Here is a 12,847-nt window from a genome sequence, read left to right as displayed (position 1 = left end):
AATACAGTGACTGGGCATACAGCTGTGCCTTATTAGAACAATATTGCGAAGATTTTGTACAAATCCTCATCGCGATTATTGATTGTTATATTTTGGCAAACTTGGCAAATATTGCGCCTGAATCACTTCACCCGCAGATTCATAGGGCAATTTAAGCTCAGACATTCCCTCAGCATAGCTGGCCAATTCATACAATGGATAAACAAACATCAGACCATTCGGGCCATAATAAAAATTATCGCTGAGTTTTAACTGCGCCTTTTCAATTTTATGGTTATATAACCAGTTGATATTGGCATCATAGAGTGAATCTAGTACTTTTTGCTCCGCACCTTTTTTCAATATATCTTGTAAAGACAATCGTTTATGCGTTTTTAAATCAAAATTTACATATTCAATATGATACATACCATGTGCAGCCCCTGCACTGTAGCTATAGCTATAAATTGCAAACGTCGCAAGATTATACTGCTGACCAATATAACGAACAGACATATTTTGCTGATTTAAACCCGCTTGACTCCCTTCAGAAACATCCACCTTTTGTGGCGCATGTTCTGCAAATGCAATCGGTTCAGCCTTACGAATACGATCATTAAAATAATCATCGATCCAAGGCACACCCGACTCAACGGTTTGCAACACAAACTGAGTACAACCTTCTTTTTCACAAACATTCTTCTGGTAATTCGCTACATTCACCGCTTTAACTTGTAACAACGGAACAGATGGTGTCTCAGCGACCACAGGCGCAGATGCTGCAGCCTCTTGATCTTTTTTAGGTAAGTCATGGCGCTGACAACCTACAAACATTGTCGCCAGCAAGGTCATTAACAACACTGGTTTAAGTTGTACTGAGTTCATCCGAAATCCCTATGGTTATTTCTAGCCGAAGTAAAGTTGAATTTTCACATTATTCAAAGTCAAAAGTATAGCCAAAACACCAAAGCTCCTAAAAATAATTCATTGATGCATCAGCGTTATATACTTAACTCACTCAGCATAGACATAAAAAAAGCAAGCCTCAGCTTGCTTTTTGTATCTCAGATTTATTCAAGATCATCATCTTACTGATCAATAATATCTGTGCCTTTTGGCGGGGTAAAATTAAAGGTCGATGCTGGAATAGACGCATTCACTTTTACATTATTAAAGCGCACATAAGTGGTTTGACCTAAAGAATCCGCTAAAATCATTAAGTTTGGTGCTTTATTGACACCAAAGCTGATGGTTAAACTTTGAAAAACACCATCTTTTTGTTTTGGATATAGCGTGTAGTAAGTTTTAGCTTTGTTTGGCTGTGTTACACGATATGACTGCATAATTTGATTGGTATTACCCGAAAGTAACAATGCAGGTGTATTTGCAACTTGATCATCCAAACCTTGTCTTACTGCTTGCTGTAAGTCTGGATCATAAATCCATACCGTCTTACCCGAAGTCACAATAGTCTGCTTAGATGGGCTGGTGGTTTCCCAGTAAAATTTACCTGGGCGTTCAACCTTCATCACCCCTTTAAAAGTTTGATTCATGTGCTGTGCAGATAAACCTTTTTTCTGCACAGGCTTTGCACCTGCAGTTGCTTTAGAAGTTTGCTCAAATGTTGCACTTAGACTACGAATGCCATTTAACTGCTTAACTAAGCTTGCTGTCGCTTGCTGCTCCGACGCTGCTGTAGCAGCAAACACAGTCGTACTCATGGCTGGTGCTAACATTACTACACCCAATGTCATTGCACATACGGTTTTACGAAGCATTTTCATAATTCACCTTTTCTAATATTTGCGTGATCGCAATTTCAATCTATGCACACATCTTAAACCAATTTGAATCACTAAAATGAGAGAAAATAAGAAGTTTTGTATTGTTATTAATGCAAAATGCATAGTTTTATTCATCATGATGAAGACGTTTGTCAAATTTTAAGCATAAAAAAACCCACTTTACAGTGGGCTTTTTTCTATATCAGCGATTAAGCGTCAACAGATACGTAGCGACGGCCAAACTGACCTTTCACTTCAAATTTTACTACGCCATCAGCAGTAGCAAAAAGTGTATGGTCACGACCCATACCTACGTTTTGACCAGCGTGGAATTCAGTACCACGTTGACGAACGATGATGTTACCAGCAGTCACAGATTGACCACCGTAGATTTTAACACCCAACATTTTTGGGTTCGAGTCACGACCGTTTTTAGTCGAACCACCGGCTTTTTTAGATGCCATGTCTCTTTACTCCTCGTAATTAGCCTGAAATAGCTGTAATTTTCAACTCAGTGAACCATTGACGGTGACCTTGTTGTTTACGATAGTGTTTACGACGACGCATTTTGATGATGCGGATTTTGTCGTGGCGACCATGGCTTACTACTTCAGCAGTAACAGTAGCGCCAGCAACAACTGGAGCACCGATTTGAATGCTGTCGCCGTTTACAAGCATCAATACGTCATCAAACGTAATTGTTGAGCCAGTTTCAGCTTTCAATAATTCTACTTTAAGGGTTTCACCCTCAACTACACGGTGTTGTTTACCACCGCTTTGGATAACTGCGTACATAACGTACTCCAAACATGCCCGTGTCGTCGTGCCGATAAAGGAATATACCGATCTTAATACGATCGCCACTGGGGTTATACAAGGGCAAGGATTTTAAGTGATAATAGAACAAACAACAAGTCATTTGCACAAAAAATTATCTAGAATTAACGATTATTTAATAAACAATATCTTAGAACATGATTAAATATTGCTTAAGGCTTATACTTCTTTGAAAAATGACATAGATTTTTAAAAACTATTCGTTACTATAGTCCTTATAAACATAAGCACATGCGCTATTATTGCCAGAAATCAGCCATGTGCATTCGCATAGGGAGATTAGAAGGATGATATTTGTCGCATGAAAGCCTTATGCTTGCGACAAAACTGGTCGCTTCTATCTGTAAATACCACCACAATTGCTCTTTTAAAATTTAGAGTAATTTCAAACCAAATGAGGTTTTTCTTCACATGACCATCGACTTTAAGCAAGATATTCTCGCTCCTGTTGCAACTGATTTTGCCGCGATGGACACATTTATTAATGAAGGAATTACCTCAAAAGTGGCTTTAGTCATGGCCGTAAGTAAGCATGTTGTAGAAGCAGGCGGTAAACGCATGCGTCCAATTATGTGTTTACTGGCAGCCAAAGCGTGTGGTGCAGAAGATTTAGAAAAACACCGTAAATTAGCCGCAATTATTGAAATGTTGCACACAGCAACGCTTGTTCATGATGACGTGGTTGATGAATCTGGTTTAAGACGTGGTCGTCCGACAGCAAATGCAACATGGAACAATCAAACTGCGGTATTAGTGGGCGATTTTCTTATTTCTCGTGCTTTTGACTTATTGGTTGATTTAGACAATATGGTCTTGCTCAAAGACTTTTCGACTGGAACTTGCGAAATTGCTGAAGGCGAAGTCCTACAATTACAAGCACAGCATCAACCAGATACAAATGAACAGACCTATTTAGATATTATTCACGGCAAAACTTCACGTTTGTTTGAATTAGCAACTGAAGGTGCTGCTATTTTGACAGGCACACAGGACTACCGTGAACCGCTACGCAAATTTGCGGGTCACTTTGGTAATGCCTTCCAAATTATTGATGATATTTTAGATTACACCTCAGATGCTGAAACATTAGGTAAAAATATTGGTGATGATTTAATGGAAGGTAAACCAACTTTACCTTTAATCTCAGCATTGAAAAATACACAAGGTGAAGAACACGACATTATTCGTCGTAGTATTGCCACTGGTGGAACAGCAGATTTAGAGCGCGTGATTGCTATCGTACAAAGCTCAGGCGCACTCGATTACTGCAGCAAACGTGCTGAGGAAGAAACACAAGCAGCATTAAATGCACTGCAAGCTCTACCCGATACAATTTACCGCCAAGCGCTGATGAATTTGGCACAGTTGGCACTTCATCGAATTCAGTAATCTTTTATCATTTTTACTTTGCCTATGCATATAAATTTCAACGATTTATTTTTATCTATGCAACATCAGCTCGAGCAACCTCGGGCTGTGTTAGATGACCAATTACTGATTGATCTCGTTGATCGTATCCGTCCAGAAAACAGTAAAAATAACGAAGAAATACATACGAAGTTTAATGCTTTTTTACAAGCACTCCTACTAACACCAGATGCAGCATCTACACTGCAAAGCTTTGTTTTAAAGCTCATTAGCCAATATAAGCAAACAGGACTGTATGCTGATACAGGTATTTTATCGCTCGATGGCTTTTGGAATCAGCTCTCACAACGTCTAGGTGCACATTTTTTACCGCTGATTAATGATCAAAGCCAGTTACAAGACCTAGTCCGCCGTGTATTTCACGAACGTAGTGATAAATATTGGCTTGATCAAATTGATGCGCATGAATGGCAAAAGCTGTTTAAGCTTCTCAATCAAGGCCACAGTAACCAAGACGAAAAAAAACAAATTCGCCGTGAATTAATTAAAGCTATAACGGTACTGTCCTATCGTGTGAGTGGAATTGGTTTATACCCCGAGTTTATTAATGCACAGCCAGATTTAACCGAATACGAATCGCCTTTTTTGGTTCAAAACCGAGAAATAAACGAATTTATTCATCAATATAAACAACTTCACCAATCGACAGAACTCATGCATGCAGTTGTGCCACCCGACGCATCACAAGCGCTCGTCATGTTGGATCAATGTCGTGAAGTCGTCCTTAAAATTCGCCGTGCCACTAAACGAATTGGCGTGAGCGTCAGCCTCACCTATTTGTTGTCTTTATTAGAACAGTGCCTCGACCGCGTAGAACTTCTCTTAAAACTCATTGTTGAAGAAGACAACGAGCGTTACTTTGCCTTAGGCACACTCCTTGCAGATATCACTGATGCAATCTACAGTGAGCAAAGCGTACGCTCTTTACTGGCAACCAACAGTGAATTGATGGCCTTACAGGTCACAGAAAATGCCAGTAAAACTGGTGAACATTATGTAAGTACAGACAAAAAAGGCTTTTTTTCGATGTACAAATCGGCAGCAGGTGCCGGTGTGATTATTGCCATTATGGCAACACTTAAAACCCTGATGGCACGCGTATCGATGGCCCCGTTAATGCAGGCCTTTAGCTATAGCATGAATTATTCTTTAGGCTTTATGCTCATACATGTGATGCACTTTACCGTAGCTACCAAACAGCCAGCTATGACAGCGGCAGCACTTGCAGCCACAGTACAACATCGTAAAGGCTCAAAGACCACGCAAATTGCAGAATTGGCCGCCCTGATTATTAATATTATCCGCACTCAATTTATTGCAATTCTAGGTAATATTTCAATTGCGATTCCCGTGGCCGCGCTCATTGTGATGTTTTGGGATGTGGTGTTACATGAACACCTCATGACACATGCCAAAGCAACCAAAACTTTGCATGACCTCAACCCCTTTACCTCTTTGGCCGTTCCCCATGCAGCCATTGCGGGTATTTGCTTGTTTTTGTCAGGCCTGTTGGCAGGGTATTTTGACAATATGGCCATTTATCGTAAGGTTGGGCCTCGAATTAAAGCTCATCCTAAGCTGAAAAAAATAATGAGCCAAGAGCGCTTAAACGCCTTTGCAGCCTATATTGAACGGAATTTAGGTGCTTTAGCAGGTAACTTCTTATTCGGGATTATGCTCGGCAGTATGGGCACTATTGGCTATATTTTAGGTCTACCTTTAGATATTCGACACATTGCTTTTGCGTCTGCCAATTTTATTCAAGGCTTAATGCAAATTAATGGTAGCCCAGATATCGGACTCATTATTGTGTCCTTTATGGGCGTACTCATGATTGGTTTAACCAACTTATTTGTGAGTTTTACTTTAACCATTATTGTGGCACTTCGTGCACGTCGTGTACGATTTGAACAATGGAAACCGCTCGCAAAACTAGTGCTAACACATTTCCTCACACGTCCAAGTGATTTTTTCTGGCCACCTAAGCAAGCTTTAGAAATTCGTGAAAATAACGCCCCTCAAAAGAATTCCCACTAAAAGGATTTGTTATTTTATTTTACACAGTGTTAAAAAAGTACGAAAAAGAAATTAGCATAATTTACACACACTTGAAATAAAGTGTACTGATGAGTACACTTTAACCCATTATTTAACCCAGTTTCACTCGGTTAACATGACAAGGATACATGCATGCCAAAGCAATTGCTGTTCCTCGGCGGTTTGTTGTTGTTAATCAGTATAATTTTACTGAAAATTCCTGCATTTAAAGCTTCTGATTTAGGTGCAGTGCAATGGATGTTTGCTCATCGTAGCCACAGTCTCAACAGCATCGCTATTGGATTATCAATTATTGGTGGCATGCCATTTGTATTATTTATGACCACGCTATGGTGTTTAACTTTGGCATGGTATAAAAAATATATAAATATTGTTTTTATCAGTATAGGAATTATTGGAAGTATTGTTCTCACTTGGGCACTCAAATACTTCATTTCTCGACCACGTCCACCTGAAATGTATTTCTTAGTGCAAACCTATGGAGATTCATTTCCAAGTGGACATAGCCTCTATGCGGCAACGCTGGGGTGTCTTGCAATGTACGTATATCTGCAGCATACACACCATAAACTCATTTGTTTAGCGATGAGTTTATGGATGATTGTTATGGGTATATCCAGAGTGTACGCAGGTGCGCATTATCCTTCCGATGTTCTTTCTGGCTGGAGCATAAGTTTTATTTGGATCACGCTTTTATATCTCGCGATAAGCAAATACCAAAGCGCAAATAAAAAATAAACTTTAGATATAAATCTAATTGAGGTGGAAGAATGATGTCTGCAAAGCTTTGGGCCCCTGCCCTAACCGCTTGCGCATTAGCAACAAGTATTGCACTTGTTGGTTGCAGTAAAGATCCAAAGGAGGCACAGCAAGCAGGCGCTGCTCAGCAAATGCCACCAACTGAAGTTGGAATTATCGTTGCGCAACCGCAAAGCGTTGAACAGTCTGTTGAACTTTCAGGCCGTACGACAGCATTTGAAATTTCTGAAGTGCGTCCGCAAACCAGCGGTGTCGTTCTGAAACGTCTTTTTGCTGAAGGAAGTTATGTACGCGAAGGTCAAGCATTATATGAAATCGACTCAAGTACCAATCGCGCTAATGTAGACAATGCACGTGCCTCGATTGCAAGTGCAGAAGCGAATTTAGGCGTATTACGTGTTAAAGAAGGTCGTTACCGCCAATTAGTTGGTAGCAATGCGATTTCAAAACAAGAATACGACGATATCGTTGCACAGGTTAAACTTGCTGAAGCTACATTAAATGCAAGCCGTGCAACACTGAAAAATGCCGAAATCAATTTAGGTTATTCTACAGTTCGTGCGCCAATTTCTGGTCAAACTAACCGCTCTACAGTGACATCTGGTGCTTTGGTAACAATGAACCAAGAAAGCCCATTGGTCACAATTCAGCGTTTAGATCCAATTTATGTTGATATTAACCAATCAAGTGCAGAATTGCTTCGCCTACGCCAGCAATTAAGCAAAGGTTCTTTGGACAGCAGTAACAACACTAAAGTGAAGTTAACGCTAGAAGATGGTAGTGAGTATTCACAAGAAGGTCGTTTAGCTTTCTCTGATGCCAGCGTGAATCCTGATACTGGTACAGTAACACTGCGCGCGGTGTTCCCTAACCCAAATCACCTCTTGCTTCCTGGTATGTTTGCCAATGCTAAAATCGTTCAAGGCGTAATTCCAAATGCATATTTGGTACCACAAATTGCGATTACACGCACACCTACTGGCCAAGCGATTGCCATGATTGTGAATGCTAAAGGTGCTGTAGAGTCTCGCCCTGTAACCACAGCTGGTGTACATGGCAAAGATTGGATTATCACTGAAGGTCTAACCACAGGTGATAAAGTGATTGTAGACGGTATTGCAAAAGTAAAACCTGAGCAACAAGTGGTCGCTAAACCTTACCAGCCTCAAGCTGCTGCACCGCAAGGCGCTCAAGGTCAAGCCAAACCAGCTTCTGAAGCTACCGCAAAACCTGAACAAAAAGCTACTTCAAATACATAAGGGGTAGACTGAATGGCACAATTCTTTATTCATCGCCCCATTTTTGCGTGGGTGATTGCATTAGTCATTATGTTGGCGGGTATTATCACGCTGACAAAAATGCCGATTGCACAGTACCCAACCATTGCTCCACCAACGGTCACGATTTCTGCGACTTATCCTGGTGCATCTGCTGCCACTGTTGAAAACACAGTTACACAGATTATCGAACAGCAAATGAATGGCCTTGATGGCTTGCGCTACATTTCTTCAAACAGCGCAGGTAATGGTCAAGCATCGATTGCGTTAAACTTCGAACAAGGCGTTGATCCAGATATCGCCCAAGTTCAAGTACAAAATAAACTTCAATCTGCTACTGCACTTTTACCTGAAGACGTACAACGTCAAGGTGTAAAAGTAACCAAGTCTGGCGCAAGCTTCTTACAAGTTTTAGCGTTTTACTCACCAGATGGCAACTTGTCAGCAGATGACATTAAAGACTATGTAAACTCAAATATTTCTGAACCTCTAAGCCGTGTGGCAGGTGTAGGTGAAGTACAAGTATTTGGTGGCTCATACGCTATGCGTATTTGGATGGATCCATCCAAAATGGCCAACTTACAAGTCACTCCTAGCGATATTGCAAGTGCGCTCAAAACCCAAAACGCACAAGTTGCAGTGGGTCAGTTAGGTGGTGCACCTGCGGTACAAGGCCAAGTGCTAAATGCGACAGTCAATGCACAAAGCTTATTGCAAACGGCTGATGAATTTAAAAATATCTTCTTAAAAAATACATCTAATGGTGCTCAAGTTCGCTTAGGCGATGTTGCGCGCGTAGAACTTGGTGCCGATAGCTATCAATTCGACTCTAAGTTCAATGGTAAGCCCGCTGGTGGTGTAGCCATTAAACTGGCTACAGGCGCAAATGCCCTAGATACTGCAAAAGCAGTAGAAGCGCGTTTGGTTGAACTGCGCAAGAACTATCCAACAGGTATGAAAGACCAATTGGCCTTTGATACAACACCATTTATTCAACTTTCAATTGAAAGTGTTGTACATACACTGATTGAAGCGGTGATCTTGGTATTCCTTGTGATGTTCTTGTTCTTACAGAACTGGCGCGCAACGATCATTCCAACCATGGCTGTACCAGTTGTTGTACTTGGTACTTTTGCTGTAATTAATGTATTTGGTTTCTCAATCAACACTCTCACTATGTTTGCGATGGTACTTGCCATTGGTCTTTTAGTGGATGACGCGATTGTTGTGGTCGAAAACGTTGAACGTATTATGGTGGAAGAACACCTAGACCCAGTACATGCGACTGAAATTTCAATGAAGCAAATTTCGGGTGCATTAATTGGTATTACCTCTGTATTGTCTGCGGTATTCGTACCTATGGCATTTATGAGTGGTACAACAGGTGTTATTTACCGTCAATTCTCTATTACGCTTGTAACGGCAATGATTTTGTCATTAGTTGTGGCTCTTACCTTTACCCCGGCCCTTTGTGCGACCTTGTTGAAACAACATGATCCAAACAAAGCGCCGAGTAACAGCTTACCTGCCCGATTCTTCCGTTGGTTTAACACAAGCTTCGATAAAGTTGCAGGTAAATACCAAAACGGCGTTAACCGCATGACCCATGCCAAGCTCTTCTCTGGCTTGTTATACGGTGTTGTAATCGTCATTTTAGGCTTCTTGTTTACCAAACTGCCTTCTTCATTCCTACCAGATGAAGACCAAGGTGTAGTCATGACTTTGGTTCAGTTACCACCTAACGCAACCTTAGAACGTACTGACAAAACCATTAACACCATGACAGACTACTTCCTGCATAAAGAAAAAGATTATGTTGAATCTGTATTCAGCGTATCTGGTTTCTCGTTTACAGGTGTGGGGCAAAATGCCGGTTTGGCATTTATTAAGTTAAAAGATTGGTCTGAACGTACTTCACCTGAGTCTCAAGTAGGTGCAATTATTGGCCGTGGTATGGCATTAAACATGATTGTTAAAGATGCGTCTTACATCATGCCATTACAACTACCAGCAATGCCTGAATTGGGTGTGAGCGCAGGCTTTAACTTACAGTTGAAAGATTCTGGTGGTGCTGGTCATCAACAGCTTCTAAATGCACGTAATGCAATCTTAGGCATGGCTGCTCAAGACAAACGCTTAATGGGTGTGCGTCCAAACGGCCAAGAAGATACACCTCAGTACAAAATCATTGTTGACCAAGCGCAAGCAGGTGCAATGGGTGTCAGTATTTCTGAAATCAACACCACGATGGGTATGGCTTGGGGCGGTTCGTATATCAATGACTTCATTGACCGTGGCCGTGTGAAAAAGGTATATGTTCAAGGTGAATCAGACTCACGCATGATGCCTGAAGACTTGAATAAGTGGTATGTACGTAATAAACAAGGTGTAATGATTCCATTCTCAACATTTGCTACTGGCGAATGGACTTATGGTTCACCACGTCTTGAGCGTTATAATGGTATTTCATCCATGAACATTCAGGGTACGCCAGCACCAGGTGTGAGCTCGGGTGATGCGATGGCTGCTATGGAAGAAATCATTGCGAAATTGCCTTCTATGGGCTTACAAGGTTTCGATTACGAATGGACTGGGTTATCTCTTGAAGAACGTGAGTCTGGCGCACAAGCTCCATTCTTATACGCACTTTCATTGCTTATCGTATTCCTGTGCTTAGCAGCGTTGTATGAAAGCTGGTCTATTCCATTCTCTGTATTATTGGTCGTACCTTTGGGTGTAATGGGTGCTGTTGCATTAACATTCTTAGGTATGGTGTTGTTTAAAGATCCGAACCTGTCAAATAACATTTACTTCCAAGTCGCGATCGTAGCAGTCATTGGTTTGGCTGCCAAAAACGCGATTTTGATTGTAGAATTTGCCAAAGAACTTCAGGAAAAAGGCGAAGAGCTATTTGATGCAACAATGCATGCAGCAAAAATGCGTTTACGTCCAATCATTATGACAACTTTAGCTTTCGGTTTTGGTGTATTACCGCTTGCCTTAGCTTCTGGCGCGGGTGCAGGTAGTCAGCATTCTGTAGGTTATGGTGTCTTGGGTGGTGTAATCAGCTCGACGCTGTTAGGTATCTTCTTCATTCCTGTGTTCTACGTATGGATTCGAAGTATCTTTAAATACAAACCAAAACAACAAAACAATCAGGAGCACACATCGTGATGCAAAATATATGGTCTATTACAGGTCGTAGCATTGCGGTTTCTTCACTTGCGCTTGCTTTGGCTGCCTGCCAAAGCATGCGCGGTCCAGAACCGGTCGCACAGGCAAATATCCCACAAAGCTATACAGCAAGTGCTTCTGGCACGTCTGTGGCTGCGCAAGGTTACAAAGACTTTTTCGCTGACCAGCGTTTGGTTCAAGTTCTTAATTTGGCTTTAGCAAACAACCGTGATTTACGTACTGCTGCACTCAACATTCAACGTGCACAACAACAGTATCAAATTACGGCAAATAACCAACTTCCAACCATTGGTGCAAGTGGTGATGTGCTACGCCAAGACCAAGGTGCGGGTGCCCAAACACGTTATAACGTCGGCCTTGGTGTGACTGCTTATGAGCTTGATTTTTGGGGTCGTGTACGTAGCTTAAAAGACAATGCTTTAGACAGTTATCTTGCCACTGCCAGCGCACGTGATGCGACTCAAATTGCACTCATCGGCCAAGTTGCACAAGCATGGTTAAACTACTCATTTGCCAATGCGAATCTAAAGCTTGCTGATCAAACTTTAAAAGCACAGCTTGAGTCTTATAACCTCAACAAAAAACGCTTTGATGTAGGTATTGACAGTGAAGTTCCTGTTCGTCAGGCACAAATTTCTGTAGAAACTGCACGTAATGATGTTGCGAACTACAAGACCCAAGTTGCTCAAGCACAAAACTTACTCAACCTCTTGGTGGGTGAGCAAGTGCCTGAGAGTTTGTTAGCGAAACAACGTGTAACACGTATTACGTCAAACAATACTATTGGCTCTGGTCTACCAAGCGAACTCCTGAACAACCGTCCTGACATTCGCGCTGCTGAATATAAATTATCAGCTGCAGGTGCAAATATTGGCGCAGCCAAAGCACGTTTATTCCCAACGATTAGCCTCACAGGCTCTGCGGGTTATGCGTCTACAGACTTAGGTGATTTATTTAAGTCAGGTAGCTTTGTTTGGGGTGTAGGTCCAAGCATAAACTTACCAATCTTCGATTGGGGTACACGTCAAGCCAACATTAAAATTTCAGAAACAGACCAGCAAATTGCTTTGTCTGATTATGAAAAATCAATACAGTCAGCATTCCGTGAAGTGAATGATGCACTAGCTGTACGTCAAAACATTGGCGACCGTCTATCTGCACAAAAACGCTTAGTTGATGCAACCAATACGACTTACAAACTATCGAATGCCCGCTTCCGTGCTGGTATTGATAGCTACTTAACTGTATTAGATGCACAGCGTACGTCTTATGCTTCTGAACAAGGCTTGTTGCTCCTTGAGCAAGCAAATTTAAACAACCAAGTTGAGTTATACAAAACACTCGGTGGTGGTATTAAGGCTAACACTAGCGATGCTGTACAACAACAGCCATCAAGTGCAGAACGTAAAGCAGCAACTACCAAATAATTGCGCGACACTTAATAAAGAGCTCACTTCGGTGGGCTTTTTTATTGCTTTTTAGCTATAACTTTTCTATCTTCACTGTATTCTTTTTTTGATATTGATCACT

General features: G+C 41.4%; 10 protein-coding genes. 6 read left to right on the top strand and 4 right to left on the bottom strand.

What is annotated here, in order from left to right; genetic code table 11:
* Positions 1–75: 75 nt before the first annotated feature.
* The 4 genes from C9E88_RS04575 to rplU form a co-directional block, all read right to left on the bottom strand.
* Positions 76–864 carry an RsiV family protein gene (locus C9E88_RS04575; RefSeq protein ID WP_106984495.1) on the bottom strand — a complete coding sequence of 263 codons (789 nt, stop codon included), beginning with the start codon at positions 862–864 and terminating at the stop codon, positions 76–78.
* A 203-nt stretch (positions 865–1,067) separates the two neighbouring features.
* Positions 1,068–1,763 (bottom strand): outer membrane lipoprotein periplasmic chaperone LolA, encoded by a 696-nt coding sequence (gene lolA / locus C9E88_RS04570; RefSeq protein WP_106984494.1) that lies wholly within the window; start codon positions 1,761–1,763, stop codon positions 1,068–1,070.
* Between the two features lie 209 nt (positions 1,764–1,972).
* Positions 1,973–2,227, bottom strand: a complete 255-nt coding sequence (gene rpmA / locus C9E88_RS04565) for a 50S ribosomal protein L27 (protein ID WP_106984493.1) — start codon at positions 2,225–2,227, stop codon at positions 1,973–1,975.
* Between the two features lie 19 nt (positions 2,228–2,246).
* Complete coding sequence (rplU, locus tag C9E88_RS04560) at positions 2,247–2,558, bottom strand: 50S ribosomal protein L21 (RefSeq protein ID WP_106984492.1); 312 nt, start codon at positions 2,556–2,558, stop codon at positions 2,247–2,249.
* Between the two features lie 453 nt (positions 2,559–3,011).
* Here rplU and sdsA point away from each other — a divergent pair, with 453 nt between their 5' ends.
* The 6 genes from sdsA (at position 3,012) to adeK (ending at position 12,744) form a co-directional block, all read left to right on the top strand.
* Positions 3,012–3,989, top strand: a complete 978-nt coding sequence (gene sdsA, locus C9E88_RS04555; RefSeq protein ID WP_106984491.1) for an All-trans-nonaprenyl-diphosphate synthase — start codon at positions 3,012–3,014, stop codon at positions 3,987–3,989.
* Positions 3,990–4,013: 24 nt separating this feature from the next.
* Complete coding sequence (locus C9E88_RS04550) at positions 4,014–6,065, top strand: site-specific recombinase (RefSeq protein WP_106984490.1); 2,052 nt, start codon at positions 4,014–4,016, stop codon at positions 6,063–6,065.
* Positions 6,066–6,218: 153 nt separating this feature from the next.
* A complete protein-coding gene (locus C9E88_RS04545) occupies positions 6,219–6,824 on the top strand; it encodes a phosphatase PAP2 family protein (RefSeq protein ID WP_106984489.1) in 606 nt (201 codons plus the stop codon).
* A 32-nt stretch (positions 6,825–6,856) separates the two neighbouring features.
* A complete protein-coding gene (locus C9E88_RS04540; protein ID WP_106984488.1) occupies positions 6,857–8,104 on the top strand; it encodes an efflux RND transporter periplasmic adaptor subunit in 1,248 nt (415 codons plus the stop codon).
* A gap of 12 nt (positions 8,105–8,116) precedes the next feature.
* Positions 8,117–11,296 (top strand): efflux RND transporter permease subunit, encoded by a 3,180-nt coding sequence (locus C9E88_RS04535; protein WP_106984487.1) that lies wholly within the window; start codon positions 8,117–8,119, stop codon positions 11,294–11,296.
* The gene (gene adeK / locus C9E88_RS04530) at positions 11,296–12,744 is read left to right on the top strand and encodes a multidrug efflux RND transporter AdeIJK outer membrane channel subunit AdeK (protein WP_106984486.1); all 1,449 of its coding nucleotides are present in this window, start codon (positions 11,296–11,298) and stop codon (positions 12,742–12,744) included. The genes C9E88_RS04535 and adeK overlap by 1 nt, the downstream gene beginning before the upstream one ends.
* Positions 12,745–12,847: the final 103 nt, after the last annotated feature.

Origin of the sequence: Acinetobacter cumulans (assembly GCF_003024525.3) — a bacterium.
Taxonomy (GTDB): domain Bacteria; phylum Pseudomonadota; class Gammaproteobacteria; order Pseudomonadales; family Moraxellaceae; genus Acinetobacter; species Acinetobacter cumulans.
The sequence above is the reverse complement of the archived record's forward strand: the minus strand, read 5'-3'. Positions and strand labels throughout refer to the sequence as shown.

Bases quoted from the DNA above. Each gene is read 5' to 3' on its own strand.
- sdsA (WP_106984491.1), top strand. From the start codon at position 3,012: ATGACCATCGACTTTAAGCAAGATATTCTCGCTCCTGTTGCAACTGAT.
- rpmA (WP_106984493.1), bottom strand. From the start codon at position 2,227: ATGGCATCTAAAAAAGCCGGTGGTTCGACTAAAAACGGTCGTGACTCG.
- C9E88_RS04545 (WP_106984489.1), top strand. From the start codon at position 6,219: ATGCCAAAGCAATTGCTGTTCCTCGGCGGTTTGTTGTTGTTAATCAGT.
- C9E88_RS04575 (WP_106984495.1), bottom strand. From the start codon at position 864: ATGAACTCAGTACAACTTAAACCAGTGTTGTTAATGACCTTGCTGGCG.
- C9E88_RS04535 (WP_106984487.1), top strand. From the start codon at position 8,117: ATGGCACAATTCTTTATTCATCGCCCCATTTTTGCGTGGGTGATTGCA.
- C9E88_RS04550 (WP_106984490.1), top strand. From the start codon at position 4,014: ATGCATATAAATTTCAACGATTTATTTTTATCTATGCAACATCAGCTC.
- adeK (WP_106984486.1), top strand. From the start codon at position 11,296: ATGCAAAATATATGGTCTATTACAGGTCGTAGCATTGCGGTTTCTTCA.
- C9E88_RS04540 (WP_106984488.1), top strand. From the start codon at position 6,857: ATGATGTCTGCAAAGCTTTGGGCCCCTGCCCTAACCGCTTGCGCATTA.
- lolA (WP_106984494.1), bottom strand. From the start codon at position 1,763: ATGAAAATGCTTCGTAAAACCGTATGTGCAATGACATTGGGTGTAGTA.
- rplU (WP_106984492.1), bottom strand. From the start codon at position 2,558: ATGTACGCAGTTATCCAAAGCGGTGGTAAACAACACCGTGTAGTTGAG.